At 59.5% G+C, this 17,255-nt stretch carries 12 protein-coding genes, 2 tRNA genes and 3 rRNA genes; 8 read left to right on the forward strand and 9 right to left on the reverse strand.

What is annotated here, in order from left to right; translation table 11 throughout:
• Positions 1-62: 62 nt before the first annotated feature.
• Complete coding sequence (gene hppD / locus B0G74_RS21030) at positions 63-1,160, reverse strand: 4-hydroxyphenylpyruvate dioxygenase (RefSeq protein WP_132376679.1); 1,098 nt, start codon at positions 1,158-1,160, stop codon at positions 63-65.
• A gap of 141 nt (positions 1,161-1,301) precedes the next feature.
• Between hppD and B0G74_RS21035 the strand changes: the two genes are divergently transcribed.
• On the forward strand, positions 1,302-1,799 hold the full coding sequence (locus B0G74_RS21035; protein WP_132376680.1) for an Lrp/AsnC family transcriptional regulator: 498 nt from the start codon (positions 1,302-1,304) through the stop codon (positions 1,797-1,799).
• A gap of 86 nt (positions 1,800-1,885) precedes the next feature.
• On the opposite strand, the gene B0G74_RS21040 is transcribed toward B0G74_RS21035, so the two are convergent.
• From B0G74_RS21040 to paaA, 8 genes are all read right to left on the reverse strand, one after another.
• The gene (locus tag B0G74_RS21040) at positions 1,886-2,554 is read right to left on the reverse strand and encodes a GNAT family protein (protein ID WP_132376681.1); all 669 of its coding nucleotides are present in this window, start codon (positions 2,552-2,554) and stop codon (positions 1,886-1,888) included.
• A gap of 242 nt (positions 2,555-2,796) precedes the next feature.
• On the reverse strand, positions 2,797-3,405 hold the full coding sequence (locus B0G74_RS21045) for a TetR/AcrR family transcriptional regulator (RefSeq protein WP_132376682.1): 609 nt from the start codon (positions 3,403-3,405) through the stop codon (positions 2,797-2,799).
• Between the two features lie 14 nt (positions 3,406-3,419).
• The gene (locus B0G74_RS21050; RefSeq protein WP_132376683.1) at positions 3,420-4,232 is read right to left on the reverse strand and encodes a DUF1835 domain-containing protein; all 813 of its coding nucleotides are present in this window, start codon (positions 4,230-4,232) and stop codon (positions 3,420-3,422) included.
• 147 nt (positions 4,233-4,379) lie between these two features.
• Complete coding sequence (gene paaE / locus B0G74_RS21055; protein WP_132376684.1) at positions 4,380-5,468, reverse strand: 1,2-phenylacetyl-CoA epoxidase subunit PaaE; 1,089 nt, start codon at positions 5,466-5,468, stop codon at positions 4,380-4,382.
• Position 5,469: 1 nt separating this feature from the next.
• Positions 5,470-6,030 carry a 1,2-phenylacetyl-CoA epoxidase subunit PaaD gene (gene paaD, locus B0G74_RS21060; RefSeq protein WP_132376685.1) on the reverse strand — a complete coding sequence of 187 codons (561 nt, stop codon included), beginning with the start codon at positions 6,028-6,030 and terminating at the stop codon, positions 5,470-5,472.
• A gap of 7 nt (positions 6,031-6,037) precedes the next feature.
• Positions 6,038-6,841 carry a 1,2-phenylacetyl-CoA epoxidase subunit PaaC gene (gene paaC, locus B0G74_RS21065; RefSeq protein WP_132376686.1) on the reverse strand — a complete coding sequence of 268 codons (804 nt, stop codon included), beginning with the start codon at positions 6,839-6,841 and terminating at the stop codon, positions 6,038-6,040.
• An 8-nt stretch (positions 6,842-6,849) separates the two neighbouring features.
• The gene (gene paaB, locus B0G74_RS21070) at positions 6,850-7,134 is read right to left on the reverse strand and encodes a 1,2-phenylacetyl-CoA epoxidase subunit PaaB (RefSeq protein ID WP_007179854.1); all 285 of its coding nucleotides are present in this window, start codon (positions 7,132-7,134) and stop codon (positions 6,850-6,852) included.
• Between the two features lie 41 nt (positions 7,135-7,175).
• Positions 7,176-8,174, reverse strand: coding sequence for a 1,2-phenylacetyl-CoA epoxidase subunit PaaA (gene paaA / locus B0G74_RS21075; protein WP_132376687.1), 999 nt, complete (start codon positions 8,172-8,174; stop codon positions 7,176-7,178).
• A gap of 216 nt (positions 8,175-8,390) precedes the next feature.
• Here paaA and B0G74_RS21080 point away from each other — a divergent pair, with 216 nt between their 5' ends.
• The 7 genes from B0G74_RS21080 to rrf all read left to right on the forward strand — a co-directional run bounded on the left by B0G74_RS21080 (position 8,391) and on the right by rrf (position 17,177).
• Complete coding sequence (locus tag B0G74_RS21080) at positions 8,391-10,013, forward strand: NAD(P)/FAD-dependent oxidoreductase (protein ID WP_132376688.1); 1,623 nt, start codon at positions 8,391-8,393, stop codon at positions 10,011-10,013.
• Positions 10,014-10,103: 90 nt separating this feature from the next.
• The gene (locus B0G74_RS21085) at positions 10,104-11,375 is read left to right on the forward strand and encodes an SGNH/GDSL hydrolase family protein (protein ID WP_132376689.1); all 1,272 of its coding nucleotides are present in this window, start codon (positions 10,104-10,106) and stop codon (positions 11,373-11,375) included.
• Positions 11,376-11,842: 467 nt separating this feature from the next.
• Positions 11,843-13,373: ribosomal RNA gene (locus tag B0G74_RS21090) — 16S ribosomal RNA — on the forward strand.
• 68 nt (positions 13,374-13,441) lie between these two features.
• Positions 13,442-13,518: transfer RNA gene (locus B0G74_RS21095), tRNA-Ile, on the forward strand.
• 72 nt (positions 13,519-13,590) lie between these two features.
• Positions 13,591-13,666: transfer RNA gene (locus B0G74_RS21100), tRNA-Ala, on the forward strand.
• Positions 13,667-13,981: 315 nt separating this feature from the next.
• Positions 13,982-16,862 (forward strand): 23S ribosomal RNA (locus B0G74_RS21105).
• Positions 16,863-17,063: 201 nt separating this feature from the next.
• A 5S ribosomal RNA gene (rrf, locus tag B0G74_RS21110) occupies positions 17,064-17,177 on the forward strand.
• The 16S, 23S and 5S rRNA genes sit together here with 2 tRNA genes alongside, the layout of an rRNA operon.
• Positions 17,178-17,255: the final 78 nt, after the last annotated feature.

Below are 17,255 nucleotides of genomic sequence, written 5' to 3' on the forward strand. Positions count from 1 at the left end.
GTGAGATCTTCGCCCTTTTCATTTGGACCTATGTGTCCGCTCTCGTGAAGCGGCGCAAGCCGTCAGACTTTGTCCTGCACCACGCCACGGCGAATCTGATCCAGTTCGATCGATTCGAACAGCGCCTTGAAGTTGCCCTCACCGAAGCCCTGATTGCCCTTGCGCTGAATGATCTCGAAGAAAATCGGGCCGATCTGGTTTTCGGTGAAGATCTGCAGTAGCAAATCATCGGGCGCGCCGTCGATCAGGATCTTGCGCTTGCGCAATTCGTCCAGCGGCTCACCGTGATTCGGCACGCGGCGATCGACCAACTCGTAATAAGTGTCGATCGTGTCGAGCAGCGAGATGTTCGATGCGCGCAAGCCGTCCACCGTGCGGTAGATGTCGTTGCTGCCGAGGGCAATGTGCTGAATGCCTTCGCCGTGGTATGCGTCGAGATATTCCTGAATCTGGCCGGCGGTCTCCGAACCTTCTTCGTTGATCGGGATGCGGATCTTGCCGCACGGCGAGGTCATCGCCTTGGACTTCACGCCCGTCACCTTGCCTTCGATATCGAAGTAACGCACTTCGCGGAAGTTGAACAGACGCTCGTAGAACTCCGCCCATTCCTGCATCCGGCCGCGATGCACGTTGTGCGTCAGGTGGTCGATGTAGGTCAGGCCGTGGCCGACCGGATTCGGGTTCGCGCCCGGAATGGGTTCGAAGTCGACATCGTAAATGTCGATGTTGCCGATGCTGTTCGGCTCGGCGCCGTTCTTGCCGCGCCAGCGGTCGACGAAATAGATCAGCGAGTCGCCAATGCCTTTGATCGCCGGAATGTTCAATTCCATCGGGCCGGTTTTGTTGTCGAAGCCCCAGGCGCCTTTTTCCAGAGCCTGTTTGTACGCCTTGGCGGCGTCCTGAACGCGGAAAGCGATTGCGCAGATCGACGGGCCGTGCAGACGCGTGAAGCGTTGTGCGAACGAATCCGGCTCCCCGTTGACGATGAAGTTGATTTCCCCCTGGCGATACAGCGTCACGTCTTTATGACGATGCCGCGCGACGGCGGTGAAGCCCATCTGCTCGAAGAGCTTGCCGAGCGCCTTCGGATCCGGTGCGGTGTATTCGATGAACTCGAAGCCGTCGGTGCCGAGCGGATTTTCCCAAGTTGAAACCTGCATGTCTGTCTCCGGATGTGCGATTGAGCGCGACTGAATGACGCAAGTGTAAAGGCCTGCCTGCGGCGAAAACTTGCGAACTTAATCGTGCATCGATACGCTGACGCTAGTTTATAGCTCAATGTTTTGAATGGACGGCAGAAAATGGCCAATATAGAGATAGACGCCATCGACAGGCGGATTCTGGCGATCCTTCAGGAGAATGGCCGGCTGTCGAATCAGGAGATCGCCGAGCGCATCAATCTTTCGCCGAGTCCGTGTCTACGGCGTATCCGTCGGCTGGAAGAGAGCGGTGTGATCCGCGGCTATGTCGCGTTGCTCGATGCGCAGCGGCTTGGGCTCGACTTGCTCGCGTACGTGAATGTGCGGCTGGAAAAGCGCGGCGGTCCGGCGCTCAGTCCGCGCGGTGACGCCACGCATGCCGATCTGTTTCGCGCGGCCGTTCAGACGTGGCCGGAAGTGGTGGCGTGTCATGCGATGACCGGCGAGATGGACTACTTGCTGCGCGTCCAGGTGGAGGACATGGCGCACTTTTCGCGCTTCGTGCAGGACCAGTTGCTACACCATCCGTCGGTGATCGACGTGAAAACGAGCTTCTCACTGGAAAAGATCAAGGAGACGACGGCGCTGCCGATTTTGTGAGCACGACGGCGTGGCGTGCGACCGCCCAGCAAACAAAAAGGGCAGCCACGGGGCCGCCCTTTGTTGTTTGCCGAAGCGCAAGCGTTTTAGGCTGCGACTTCCGTCGGCATGAACGACTCGAACAGCTTCGACGCCTGACGCGCTTGCCGCTTGAGCGCGTAGTCGAACACTGCAGCCTGCTCCTGCAGCATTTCAGCGATGATGCTCGATTGATCCGCCGGCGGCAGCGTGAGGTAAGCGTCGGCCTCGCCGTAGGCGTATTCGATCTTCATGCCGGCCTTCTTCGCGATGTGCATCATGGTCGAATTGCGCGACAGGCAGTGCATGTACAGCATGGTGACGTGCGTATTGCGGCTGCGAATGGCGGCGCGCTCGAACAGCTTCGTGCCGATACCCTGGCCGCGGACGCTTTCCAGCACGGACACGCCGAACTCCGCCGTGCGCTTGTCGCCTTCGGCAGGCAGATAGGCCAGGTGGCCGACGCCGGTCAACTGCAGTTGATTGTTGAACACGCCGAAGACGGTGTCGCGCTTGAAGTCGATCGCGCGAACATAGTTTTCGATGACGTGATCCGGCACGATCTGGCCGAAGCGCAGGAGCCGGTCGTCTTCGTCGAGTGCGAGGAAGTGGGTCAGCAGACGCTCGCGGTCGACAGCGGTGAGCTCGCGGACCAGAGCAGGCGCACGACCGGCTGGCTGCGTCAAACGATCGTGCGCGACGATCGGCTCAGCGGCGCGGGGTGTAATCAAGTTCATGGTCGGGTTCTCCTTTTAGTCGAGCGGCGTGGTGCACCGCAAAAGCAATTTTAGCGGAGATCCAGACCGATCACTAGGGAAAACCCGTATCAATATTTGAAGGAGATGCCTAAAAAGGTGGCGCCCTAATTTTAGGTTATTGATTTTAAATAATAAATAAATGGAACAGGCGTTCTTGACACGGTGTCGCACATCGGGCACTTTGGTCCATTATTTCGTCTGAATATTGTTGCAGTGCGGGATCAGGCTGGGTTCGAACTCAATCCGTGGTCCACCATACCGACCACCTGTTCGGCGAATTCACGGTAGCCCATCCGGCCATCCGGCTTCAGCCAGGTGAATGTCCAGTTGATCATGCCGAACACCATCATGGTGAGCGCGGTCTGGTTGTCGCGCGTGGCGCGCTCCGGATACGCGCGGGCCAACTGTCGCGCAAAAGCGGCGACCACGTCGCGCTGACGGTTCAGGATCACTTCGCGCTGGGTATCGACCAGATATTTCACGTCGTTCAACAGCGCGACGTGCCGGCTGTGCGACGTCTCGTACTCCGACAAAAACGCCCGGATCAGCTCGGCGAAGGTTTCTCGCTCCGACAAACCGCGCCGCTGACTCGCGCCTTCCACCTCGGCGATGATCAGCATCAGCCGCTTGGTGTAACGGTCCAGCAGATCGAACAGGATCGCTTCCTTGCTCGCGTAGTAGTGGTAGAGGCGCGCTTTCGAGGTGCCGCTCGCGGCGGCGAGATCGGCCATCGAGGTGCTCGGATAGCTGGTCTGGGCGAATTTTGCCGCGGCGAGTTCGAGAATCTGCTCGCGCTGGGTTTCGTGGTCGGGGGCACGGGTGCGGGCCATAGTCGTCTGTTGTATTAGTGTGGACAGGGGGCGAACGCCGCGCACAATTCGAGCGTGCGCCATGCGCTCGCGTCGCCGCGCAGCCTGATGCGCCGGGTCGCGGCCAGTTCGCGGAAGCGCCACAGCACAATGCTGTCGCTGACCAGGAATCCGAGTTCGGCGGTCATCAATTCGGCGGCAACGCGCGCGGCGGGCTGCCAGTCTTCAGTGACGTGCTCGAAAATCAGCGCGTCCAATTCCGCGAAACTGCCGCTCGTGAACGTATTGTCGCGCCAGCGCCGCGTTTCGCCGTTTGCATGTTTGACTTCCTGCCATTCGAGCGCGAGCCGGCTGATGCGCAGTACGGAAATCGGCGCGGCGTCCGGCAGCCGGGATTGCAGCACTGCCGGCGCGAACATGCCGACCGACGTCGCGCGGTCTTTGCGGCTGTGCGCCCACGCGCCCGGATCGGTAAGATCGCGAATCGACAGACGCACTTCGTTCAGCCGCTGCGGGCTGTTGCGCAGGTGATAGCAGACGCGGCGCAGCATCAATTGATCCGATGCGCTTTCGCCGTGCCACACCACCAGATTCGCTTCGCCGCGCGCGACACTCTCCAGCGCCGCGGCCTGTTCGCGGAATTCCCGAAGGAAATCACGTCGGGTGTCCGCACTCACGCGATCCCAGAAGTCCGCTCGCACGTCCGGTGCGTCGTCGACGCCACGTAGCGGGCCGACCGCGAGATCGTCGCGCAAGGCGTGCACGCGATCGTCGCGGCCGGCATCCCGCAATGCGGTGCGCAGTGACTCGGCGGCGACATCGCCGTTGGTGAGGTGGATCGTGCTCATCGGCAGTGGCGTAGGGCGGTTAACAACACTAGGGGCCGCTCATCGACCGGAACAGGTGTCCGATCGCGAGCGGCCCCTAGTGTAAGCGGATCGCGGAACTGCTGAAAGCGCGGCGGACGTCTAGCAAGCTCGCCCGCCGCACGCGGCTCAACGTTCGTCGTAGCTCACCACCACGCGGTCGCTGATTGGATGACATTGGCACGTCAGCACGAAACCGTCGCGGATCTCGTGTTCTTCGAGCGTGTAGTTCTTTTCCATCTTCACTTCGCCTTCCAGCACCTTCGCGCGGCAGGTGCAGCAGACGCCGCCCTTGCACGCATAAGGCAGCGCGAGGCCGGCGCGCAGGCCGACGTCGAGCACGCTCACGCCCTGATACGGCAGGCGCAGCTTGCGGCGTTTGCCGTCGAGCACGATTTCGAGATCGGCAGCCGGCGTGTCTTCGGTGATTTCGACCGGCGGCACGCCCGCTTGCGGCAGCGGCGAACCGAAGCGCTCCACGTGCACCTTTTCCGACGGCACGCCGGCGGCTTTCAGCGCGGCTTCGGCGGCGTCCATCATCGGACCGGGGCCGCAAATGAAGGCCTCGTCGATCGCATCTGCCGGCAACAGATTCTCGATGAAGGCCGCGCACTTCTCCTGATCGAGCACGCCGTTGAACAGCTCGACGTCCTGCAGATCGTCGGACAGCACGTGATAGAGCACGAAGCGGTTCATGAAGCGGTTCTTCAGATCCTCGAGCTCTTCCGCGAACATGATCTGATCGACGCTGCGGTTGCCGTACACCAATGTGAAGGTGCTGCGCGGTTCGACTTCGAGCGTGGTCTTGATGATGGCCAGCACCGGCGTAATGCCCGAGCCGCCCGAGAACGCCAGGTATTGCTGGCCTTGATCGGCGTTCAGATGGGTGAAGAAGCGCCCGTCCGGCGTCATCACCTCGATCGTGTGGCCGGGCTGCAGCGTGTCGAAGGCGAAGTTCGAGAAACGCCCACCGCGTACGCGCTTGATGCCGATGCGCAGTTCGCCGTCGCGGTCGTAATCGGTGACGCCGACGCAGATCGAATACGACCGGCGCGTTTCCTCACCGTCGATATGCGTCTTCAGCGTGACGAACTGGCCTTGCGTGAAGCGATAGTGGTCGCGCAGTTCAGCGGGGACTTCGAAGGCGACCGAAACCGAATCGGCGGTTTCGGGCCGTACTTCGCGGATACGCAGCGGGTGAAATTGCGGGGTGGCCATATCAGTATGGTTTGAAGTAGTCGAAGGGTTCGCGGCAGTCGAGGCAGCGGTACAAGGCTTTGCAGGCGGTCGAGCCGAATTGCGCGAGACGCTCTGTGTGCGCCGAGCCGCAGCGCGGGCACGACGGCGCGGGCAGCGCGCGGGGCACGAAGCGCATCACCTTTTCCTGCACGGGCGCAGGCGAACCGCAATTGCCCGTGGGCGGCGCGATGCCGTAGGCGCGCAGTTTTTCGCGTGCGTCGGCGGTCATCCAATCGGTGGTCCAGGCAGGCGCGAGCACCGTGGCGATCCGATAAGGCTTGAGCTCCGCCACGTCGAGGGCATGCGCGACGTCCTCGGCAATCTGCGACATGGCCGGGCAACCGGAGTAGGTCGGCGTGATTACGACTTCGAGCGTGCCGTCGGCGGCGCGCCGCACGTCGCGCAGGATGCCGAGCTCGCGAATCGACACCACCGGAATCTCCGGATCAGGCACCGCTTCGAGCACGGCCCATGCGCGTGCGAGCGCGGCGTCGGTCGTGTCGGTCATGTCGTTTGTGCGAAGGGCAGTCGAAGTCGTCATCGTCGGATTACCAGGTGGCGCCGGGATGCTGGCGTGCAAGGCTCTGCATTTCGGCCAGCACGAAACCCATGTGCTCGGAATGCTCGCCGTGTTTGCCGGTCGTGATGTGCTTGACCGGCTCGGGCAGCGTCAAGGTGGCTTCGTCGAGCGTGGCGCGCACGTCGTCGAGCCACGCCGCTTCGAGGTCCGACGTCAACGGGCCGATGCCGGCTGCCGCAACGACTTCCTCAACGGCGTCCGTGCTGAAGAATTCGCGCGTGTACGGCACCAGATAGTCCAGTGCGGCTTGCGCTCGGCGATGCGATTCCTCGGTGCCATCGCCGAAACGGATCAGCCACTCGCGGGCGTGATGCACGTGATAGCTGGTTTCCTTGATCGACTTCGACGCGATCGCCGCCAGCTGCTCGTCGGTGGATGCCGTGAGCGCCGTCCAGAGATGCGCCATCAACGTCGAGTAGAGGAAATTGCGGACGATCGTGACCGCGTAATCCTTCTCGGCTTGCGCGGTGGCCGACAGCGGGCCGACATGCGGCAACTCCGCGAGCGTGTAGTTGGCGAATTCGCGCTCGGCGCGAAAGTACGCGTAGTCGTCTTCCGTGCGGCTTTTGCCGGTGAGCTGTTGCTCGAGCGACGCGGCGTGCGTGTACAGCAGGCGCGCTTGGCCGATCAGGTCGAGGCTCATGTTCGACAGCGCGATGTCCTCTTCGAGGATCGGGCCGTGGCCGCACCATTCGGTATTGCGCTGACCGAGGATCAGCGCGGTGTCCGCGAGGCGCAGCACGTATTGGAGATGTTGGGGCGTGATGTTCATGGCCGCGCTTACATGTGGTTGACTTCGTCGGGGAGCGTGTAGAACGTCGGGTGGCGGTAAATCTTGTCGCCAGCCGGTTCGAACAGCTCCGCCTTGTCTTCCGGCGCGGACGCCGTAATCGCCGACGACGGCACCACCCAGATGCTCACACCTTCCTGGCGGCGCGTGTAGACGTCGCGCGCCATGCGCAGCGCCATCGGCGCGTCGGCGGCGTGCAGGCTACCGCAGTGTTTGTGGTCGAGTCCCTGCTTGCTGCGCACGAAGACTTCCCAAATCGGCCATTCCTTGTTCATTGCAGATCTCCTGAGATGCTTTGTCTGGCATGCCGCGCTGCTTAGGCGGCGTGCTGTTGTGCGCGCTGGCGCTGCTTGTCGGCGTGGGCGAGGGCGGCTTCGCGAACCCAGGCGCCGTCGTCGTGGGCTTTGACGCGGGTGGCGAGACGCTCGCGGTTGCACGGACCGTCGCCGTTCACCACGCGCCAGAATTCTTCCCAGTCGATGTCGCCGTAGTCATGATGGCCGCGCGCTTCGTTCCATTTCAGGTCCGGATCGGGCAGCGTGACGCCGAGCACCTTGGCCTGGTCGACGGTCGCGTCGACGAATTTCTGACGCAGGTCGTCGTTCGAAATGCGTTTGATGCCCCATTTCGACGACTGATTGCTGTGGATCGAATCCTTGTCGCTCGGGCCGAACATCATCAGCACCGGCCACCACCAGCGATTCACCGCCTGCTGGACCAGTTCACGTTGCGCTTCGGTGCCGGCCATCATCGACATGAGCGCGTCGAAACCCTGGCGTTGGTGGAACGACTCTTCCTTGCAGATGCGGATCATGGCGCGCGCGTACGGGCCGTACGTGCAACGGCACAGCGGAATCTGGTTCATGATCGCCGCGCCGTCCACCAGCCAGCCGATCACGCCGACGTCGGCCCATGTGGGCGTCGGGTAATTGAAGATGCTTGAATATTTGGCTTTGCCCGAGTGCAGCGCCGCGATCAACTGGTCGCGCGACACGCCGAGCGTTTCCGCCGCGCTATATAGATAGAGGCCGTGGCCGGCTTCGTCCTGCACTTTGGCAAGCAGAATCGCCTTGCGCTTCAGGCTGGGCGCGCGCGTGATCCAGTTACCCTCCGGCAGCATGCCGACGATTTCCGAATGCGCGTGTTGCGAGATTTGCCGGACCAGCGTCTTGCGGTAGGCCTCCGGCATCCAGTCCTGAGCTTCGATCTTGCCGTCGGCGGCCATGACCGCGTCGAACTGCGTCTGCTCTGACGAGTCTGCGCCAGCATCCAGCGGGGCGACATTGCCGGGAATATCCAGGGATTGCGTGTACATGGGGACGCTCTCTGCGGAAGTTGTCTGTGTGCGCACAGTATAAGCCAACCGACCGGTCGGTTAATAAATTTTTTGAGATGGGTCGATTGGGCCGATAGGGGCTTGGGCGGTTTCCTTGGCAAGCGTTTCGTCTGCGCCGGCGCCCCGCCCCCACACTAAACCTATAAAATTGCGAATTGGCCACGATTTGCGGCCTTCCTGCATCCCCCGGTACTCATGTTACGTTTAAGCGAAATCAAACTCCCGCTCGATCATCCCGAGAGCGCCCTCGAAGCCGCCGTGCGTGCGCGCCTCGCGGAACTCGGCGTGGCCGCGGACGGGCTCATCCGATACACCGTATTTCGCCGCGCGCACGATGCGCGCAAGCGCGCCGACATCAAACTCACGTACATCGTCGACGTCGAGGTCACGGATGAAGCGGCCGCGCTCAAGCGACTCGCCGATGTGCCGCACTGCGGCGTCACGCCTGACATGGCCTACCGGTTCGTTGCCAAAGCGCCGGCGCAGATGACCGCGCTGCGCCCGGTCGTGATCGGCATGGGGCCGTGCGGCCTGTTCGCCGGCCTGATCTTGGCGCAAATGGGCTTCCGGCCGATCATCCTCGAGCGCGGCAAGGCCGTGCGCGAGCGCACCAAGGACACTTTTGGCCTGTGGCGCAAGTCGGTGCTTAATCCCGAGTCGAATGTGCAGTTCGGCGAAGGCGGCGCGGGCACCTTCTCGGACGGCAAGCTGTACAGCCAGATCAAGGATCCGAAACACTACGGGCGCAAGGTGCTCGACGAATTCGTGCGAGCCGGCGCGCCGGAAGACATTCTGTTTCTGAGCCGGCCGCACATCGGCACGTTCCGGCTGGTGAGCATGGTCGAAAAAATGCGCGCGACCATTCACGAGCTGGGCGGCGAGGTGCGCTTCGAAAGCCGCGTCGACGATATCGAGATCGATCAGGGCAAGGTGCGCGGGCTGAAGCTGTCGACCGGCGAAACGCTGCGCTGCGACCATGTGGTGCTGGCGGTCGGTCATAGCGCGCGCGACACTTTCCAGATGCTCAACGACCGCGGCGTCTATATTGAAGCGAAGCCGTTTTCACTCGGGTTCCGCATCGAACATCCGCAGGGTTTGATCGACCGTAGCCGTTTCGGCAAATTTGCCGGTCACAAACAGTTGGGCGCCGCCGACTATAAGGTGGTGCATCACTGCAGCAATGGCCGCGCTGTCTACAGTTTTTGCATGTGCCCTGGCGGCACCGTTGTGGCGGCGACGTCCGAGCCTGGTCGCGTGGTGACCAACGGCATGAGCCAGTACTCGCGGGCGGAGCGGAACGCCAACGCGGGGATCGTCGTCGGCATCACGCCGGACGACTATCCGGGCGGCCCGCTCGCCGGCATCGCTTTTCAGCGCAAGTGGGAAGAGCGGGCTTTCGAGCTCGGCGGCGGCAACTATATGGCGCCGGGCCAACTGGTCGGCGACTTTATCGCCGGCCGACCGTCCACGTCGCTGGGTTCGGTGGTGCCGTCGTACAAACCCGGCGTGCATCCAACCGATCTCAGCACCGCGCTTCCCGACTATGTGATCGAGGCCATTCGCGAAGCTCTACCGCAGATGGACAAGAAGATCGCCGGCTTTGCAATGCACGACGCGGTGCTGACGGGCGTCGAGACGAGAACGTCGTCGCCGATTCGCGTGCGTCGGCGGGACGACTATCAAAGCATGAACGTCGAAGGTCTGTATCCGGCTGGCGAAGGCGCAGGGTATGCCGGTGGGATCTATTCGGCCGCCATCGACGGAATCGAAGTCGCTGAAGCGCTCGCGTTGAAGATGGCCGGGGCACAGACGGCCTGAGTCGGCAAGCGCTGGAGTGCCGTCGCGCGGACACGCGACGGCTGGTGCGATCGGGCACAATGCACGTTTCGCCTCGAACCGACCACCCGAATGACCATTCGCACCCTGGCTGCCGCATGCGGCGCGGCGCTGCTTGTCCAATTTGCCGTTTCCCCAACCGTTTTCGCCGCCGACGCCCCGGCACATTGGGTCACCGCCTGGGCGACAGCGCTGCAACCTATCCCACAGCGGGCGGACTTGCCGCCGCTCTATCGCGCGCCGGAAGTAGCCGGGCGCACGGTTCGTCAGATTGTGTATCCGACACTGTCCGGAAAGTCGGCGCGAGTCCACCTCAGCAACCGGTACGGCAAGACTCCGCTTGTCATCGAAGATCTGCGTATCGCACGCTCGGCGGGCGGCGCGGCGGCGGCTGGTAACGGCGAGGCGCGCGTGACGTTCGGTGGCAAGAGCGCGGTTTCGATTCCGGCGGGTGGCGAGTTGGACAGCGACCCCGTCGCTGTCGATATTGCTGAAGGTGCGCCTTATGCGGTCAGCGCGTTTATGGGTCCCGAGCAACGTATCGTGGCTTGGCACCGCGTGTCGAACCAGGTGAACTACGTTTCGGCGCCGGGTAACCACGCGGCGGACGCTTCCGCGGAAGCGTTTCGCGCCCGGTTCACGCAATATGTATGGGTGACGGGATTGTCGGTGGACGCGGCACCTGCATCCGCCGCCGTTGCCGCGATCGGCGACTCGATCACGGACGGCATGCGTTCGAGCCTGAACCAGAATCGCCGCTGGCCGGACGCGTTGGCGCGCCGGTTCGCCACTAGCGGCGACCGGTCGACCGCGATCGTCAATCTGGGGATCAGCGGCAACCGCTTGCTGAGCGACTCCCCTTGCTACGGCGACGCGCTCGCGACGCGCTTCGAGCACGACGTGCTCACGCGCCCGGGCGTCAAGACGGCGATTCTTTTGATCGGTATCAATGACATCAATTTTGCGGCGATGCCGCCGCGTAACGGCCTCGACTGCGACTTCCCGCACACCTCGGTGACGGCTGCCGATCTGATCGCCGGGTACCAGCGGTTGATCGCCGCGGCACGGCATGCCGGCGTGAAGGTGTTCGGCGCGACGCTGACGCCGGCGTCGCTTCCGTCGCAGCGAGAAAGCATTCGGCTCGCCGTCAATCAGTGGATTCGGACCAGCCATGCTTTCGACGGCGTCGTAGATTTCGACGCTGCGCTGCGCGATCCGGCGCAGCCGGACCGCCTGCAGCGTGGCTTTGACAGCGGCGATCACATCCATCCGAGCGACGCCGGCTACACAGCTATGGCCGAGGCGGTTCCGATGGACGCAGTGGTGAAATCGACCCGCAGGTGACTCGCAAAAAAAGATTTCGGTCAAACCCTTGTCATATGGCTGATGTTCGCCTAAGATTCGCCTCCTCGTTTGCGAACGAGGGCCGCGGCAGAAACCAGCGGCCGTAGCGTCAGCAAGGTTTTAAGCGAAAGCGAAAAAATGTTGTTGACGAAACGAAAAAGAGCCTTCATAATCTCGTTTCTCTGCTGCTGATGCAGCGACGCAGAACGAAGCGGTGCCGGGTGGTTGTGAGGTTGACGACGCGCGGTGCCGGTCCGGTAGTGAATGCGTAACCGATCTTTAAAAATTAACAGCCGATAAGTGTGGGCGCTTGATGCGCGACGCGAGGTGGGTCCTTCGGGATCTGCCGACCAAGCGAAAGTATCAAGTCTCACACAGTATTAGAGGAAGGTTTGAGCAATCAAATCATCGTCAGTACGTTGAGTGAGCGACCGGTCCGTAACTGGACCGAAAACAGTAACAGGTTTGAACTGAAGAGTTTGATCCTGGCTCAGATTGAACGCTGGCGGCATGCCTTACACATGCAAGTCGAACGGCAGCACGGGAGCAATCCTGGTGGCGAGTGGCGAACGGGTGAGTAATACATCGGAACGTGTCCTGTAGTGGGGGATAGCCCGGCGAAAGCCGGATTAATACCGCATACGATCTGTGGATGAAAGCGGGGGATCTTCGGACCTCGCGCTACAGGGGCGGCCGATGGCAGATTAGCTAGTTGGTGGGGTAAAGGCCTACCAAGGCGACGATCTGTAGCTGGTCTGAGAGGACGACCAGCCACACTGGGACTGAGACACGGCCCAGACTCCTACGGGAGGCAGCAGTGGGGAATTTTGGACAATGGGCGAAAGCCTGATCCAGCAATGCCGCGTGTGTGAAGAAGGCCTTCGGGTTGTAAAGCACTTTTGTCCGGAAAGAAAACCTCGTGGTTAATACCCGTGGGGGATGACGGTACCGGAAGAATAAGCACCGGCTAACTACGTGCCAGCAGCCGCGGTAATACGTAGGGTGCAAGCGTTAATCGGAATTACTGGGCGTAAAGCGTGCGCAGGCGGTTCGCTAAGACAGATGTGAAATCCCCGGGCTTAACCTGGGAACTGCATTTGTGACTGGCGGGCTAGAGTATGGCAGAGGGGGGTAGAATTCCACGTGTAGCAGTGAAATGCGTAGAGATGTGGAGGAATACCGATGGCGAAGGCAGCCCCCTGGGCCAATACTGACGCTCATGCACGAAAGCGTGGGGAGCAAACAGGATTAGATACCCTGGTAGTCCACGCCCTAAACGATGTCAACTAGTTGTTGGGGATTCATTTCCTTAGTAACGTAGCTAACGCGTGAAGTTGACCGCCTGGGGAGTACGGTCGCAAGATTAAAACTCAAAGGAATTGACGGGGACCCGCACAAGCGGTGGATGATGTGGATTAATTCGATGCAACGCGAAAAACCTTACCTACCCTTGACATGTATGGAACCTGGCTGAGAGGCCGGGGTGCCCGAAAGGGAGCCATAACACAGGTGCTGCATGGCTGTCGTCAGCTCGTGTCGTGAGATGTTGGGTTAAGTCCCGCAACGAGCGCAACCCTTGTCCCTAGTTGCTACGCAAGAGCACTCTAGGGAGACTGCCGGTGACAAACCGGAGGAAGGTGGGGATGACGTCAAGTCCTCATGGCCCTTATGGGTAGGGCTTCACACGTCATACAATGGTCGGAACAGAGGGTCGCCAACCCGCGAGGGGGAGCCAATCCCAGAAAACCGATCGTAGTCCGGATCGCACTCTGCAACTCGAGTGCGTGAAGCTGGAATCGCTAGTAATCGCGGATCAGCATGCCGCGGTGAATACGTTCCCGGGTCTTGTACACACCGCCCGTCACACCATGGGAGTGGGTTTTACCAGAAGTGGCTAGTCTAACCGCAAGGAGGACGGTCACCACGGTAGGATTCATGACTGGGGTGAAGTCGTAACAAGGTAGCCGTATCGGAAGGTGCGGCTGGATCACCTCCTTTCTCGAGCTAACGTGTCAATCGCGTTGAGCGCTCACGCTTATCGGCTGTGAAATCTAGGACAGACTCAGGGGTCTGTAGCTCAGTCGGTTAGAGCACCGTCTTGATAAGGCGGGGGTCGATGGTTCGAATCCATCCAGACCCACCAAAGTCTTGTCTGGTGTGCTGATCGATGATCCCGGGGTATCCATGCAGGTAGAGAGTTTATCTGTGTATGACTGGGGGATTAGCTCAGCTGGGAGAGCACCTGCTTTGCAAGCAGGGGGTCGTCGGTTCGATCCCGTCATCCTCCACCAATCCTCAATGCGTAGCGTTCTGCACGAAGCAGAGTGTTGTGCATTGGCGATTGAGCCAGTCAGAGTGATATGAAGCAGAGCTTTATATCGGCTGTCGTTCTTTAACAATCAGGAAGAAGTAGTAAAGAGATTCACGAAAGATCACTTAGAGATGGGTGATTGAGTAGGTGAATCAGGGTTGTGATTGTATCAATGTATTTTAAAGGTGATCGAAAGATCGCTTTGGAATACGGCGCAACACGAATACTCAACCTGTAGCGATTGTGGCGAGCACATGATTCCCCGTGGATCATGCACGAGACACACCCGTTATAGGGTCAAGCGAACAAGTGCATGTGGTGGATGCCTTGGCGATCACAGGCGATGAAGGACGCGGTAGCCTGCGAAAAGCGGTGGGGAGCTGGCAAACGAGCTTTGATCCACCGATATCCGAATGGGGAAACCCGGCCCGTATGGGTCATCCATGACTGAATACATAGGTCATGTGAAGCGAACGCGGTGAACTGAAACATCTAAGTAACCGCAGGAAAAGAAATCAACCGAGATTCCCAGAGTAGTGGCGAGCGAAATGGGACCAGCCTGTACTCTTTATCCGTACTGTTAGTCGAATGCTCTGGAAAGTGCAGCCATAGCAGGTGATAGCCCTGTAGACGAAAACAGAATGGAAGAACTGGGTGTACGACAAGTAGGGCGGGACACGTGAAATCCTGTCTGAAGATGGGGGGACCATCCTCCAAGGCTAAATACTCGTGATCGACCGATAGTGAACCAGTACCGTGAGGGAAAGGCGAAAAGAACCCCGGGAGGGGAGTGAAATAGATCCTGAAACCGCATGCATACAAACAGTCGGAGCCTTCGCAAGGGGGTGACGGCGTACCTTTTGTATAATGGGTCAGCGACTTACATTCAGTGGCAAGCTTAACCGATTAGGGCAGGCGTAGCGAAAGCGAGTCCGAACAGGGCGTTCAGTCGCTGGGTGTAGACCCGAAACCAGGTGATCTATCCATGGCCAGGATGAAGGTGCGGTAACACGTACTGGAGGTCCGAACCCACTAACGTTGAAAAGTTAGGGGATGAGCTGTGGATAGGGGTGAAAGGCTAAACAAACCTGGAAATAGCTGGTTCTCTCCGAAAACTATTTAGGTAGTGCCTCGTGTATCACCTTCGGGGGTAGAGCACTGTCATGGTTGTGGGGTCCATTGCGGATTACTACGCCATAGCAAACTCCGAATACCGAAGAGTGCAATCACGGGAGACAGACATCGGGTGCTAACGTCCGGTGTCAAGAGGGAAACAACCCAGACCGCCAGCTAAGGTCCCCAAATATTGCTAAGTGGGAAACGAAGTGGGAAGGCTAAAACAGTCAGGAGGTTGGCTTAGAAGCAGCCATCCTTTAAAGAAAGCGTAATAGCTCACTGATCGAGTCGTCCTGCGCGGAAGATGTAACGGGGCTAAGCAATATACCGAAGCTGCGGATGCATATTTATATGCATGGTAGGAGAGCGTTCCGTAAGCCTGCGAAGGTGCATTGAAAAGTGCGCTGGAGGTATCGGAAGTGCGAATGCTGACATGAGTAGCGATAAAGGGGGTGAAAGGCCCCCTCGCCGTAAGCCCAAGGTTTCCTACGCAACGTTCATCGGCGTAGGGTGAGTCGGCCCCTAAGGCGAGGCAGAAATGCGTAGCTGATGGGAAGCAGGTTAATATTCCTGCACCATTGTTAAATGCGATGGGGGGACGGATCGCGGAAGGTTGTCCGGGTGTTGGAAGTCCCGGTCGCTGCGTTGGAGAAGGCACTCAGGCAAATCCGGGTGCGCAATTCAAGGGCGTGGCGCCATTCACTTCGGTGAAGAAGCAACTGGAAGTGGTTCCAAGAAAAGCCTCTAAGCTTCAGTTTAACAAGACCGTACCGCAAACCGACACAGGTGGGCGAGATGAGTATTCTAAGGCGCTTGAGAGAACTCGGGAGAAGGAACTCGGCAAATTGGTACCGTAACTTCGGGATAAGGTACGCCCCTGTAGCTTGACTGGCCTGCGCCAGAAGGGTGAAGGGGTTGCAATAAACTGGTGGCTGCGACTGTTTAATAAAAACACAGCACTCTGCAAACACGAAAGTGGACGTATAGGGTGTGACGCCTGCCCGGTGCCGGAAGATTAAATGATGGGGTGCAAGCTCTTGATTGAAGTCCCGGTAAACGGCGGCCGTAACTATAACGGTCCTAAGGTAGCGAAATTCCTTGTCGGGTAAGTTCCGACCTGCACGAATGGCGTAACGATGGCCACACTGTCTCCTCCCGAGACTCAGCGAAGTTGAAGTGTTTGTGATGATGCAATCTCCCCGCGGCTAGACGGAAAGACCCCATGAACCTTTACTGTAGCTTTGCATTGGACTTTGAACCGATCTGTGTAGGATAGGTGGGAGGCTTTGAAGCGTGGACGCCAGTCTGCGTGGAGCCGACCTTGAAATACCACCCTGGTTTGTTTGAGGTTCTAACCTTGGTCCGTTATCCGGACTGGGGACAGTGCATGGTAGGCAGTTTGACTGGGGCGGTCTCCTCCCAAAGTGTAACGGAGGAGTACGAAGGTACGCTAGGTACGGTCGGAAATCGTGCTGATAGTGCAATGGCATAAGCGTGCTTAACTGCGAGACCGACAAGTCGAGCAGGTGCGAAAGCAGGTCATAGTGATCCGGTGGTTCTGTATGGAAGGGCCATCGCTCAACGGATAAAAGGTACTCTGGGGATAACAGGCTGATACCGCCCAAGAGTTCATATCGACGGCGGTGTTTGGCACCTCGATGTCGGCTCATCTCATCCTGGGGCTGTAGCCGGTCCCAAGGGTATGGCTGTTCGCCATTTAAAGAGGTACGTGAGCTGGGTTTAAAACGTCGTGAGACAGTTTGGTCCCTATCTGCCGTGGGCGCTGGATATTTGAAGGGGGCTGCTCCTAGTACGAGAGGACCGGAGTGGACGAACCTCTGGTGTACCGGTTGTCACGCCAGTGGCATCGCCGGGTAGCTATGTTCGGAAGAGATAACCGCTGAAAGCATCTAAGCGGGAAACTCGCCTTAAGATGAGATATCCCCGGGGCTTCGAGCCCCTTGAAGGGTCGTTCAAGACCAGGACGTTGATAGGTCAGGTGTGGAAGCGCAGTAATGCGTTAAGCTAACTGATACTAATTGCCCGTAAGGCTTGATCCTATAACCGGTGTGTTTTGCGATGACCGTCAGTGCTTCAGCACTTGCGCGCATCCCACCCCCGAAGGGGGGCGCACACAGGTTGAGATCGATGTTGTGCCAGAAACAGCACAGCCCAACGCTTTACCCCTGGTGAGCATCACCAGAAACTACTTCTTCCAGATTGGCTGTACTGCTCCACGGGCAGTGCGGCAACCAGTCATGCCTGATGACCATAGCGAGTCGGTCCCACCCCTTCCCATCCCGAACAGGACCGTGAAACGACTCCACGCCGATGATAGTGCGGATTACCCGTGTGAAAGTAGGTAATCGTCAGGCTCCCCCGCAGCAAACAGAAACCCCACCCCGAAAAGGTGGGGTTTCTGCGTTTACGGCGAGGCTGCAATCACTATATAA

The sequence above is a fragment of the Paraburkholderia sp. BL9I2N2 genome, assembly GCF_004339745.1.
Lineage (GTDB): Bacteria > Pseudomonadota > Gammaproteobacteria > Burkholderiales > Burkholderiaceae > Paraburkholderia.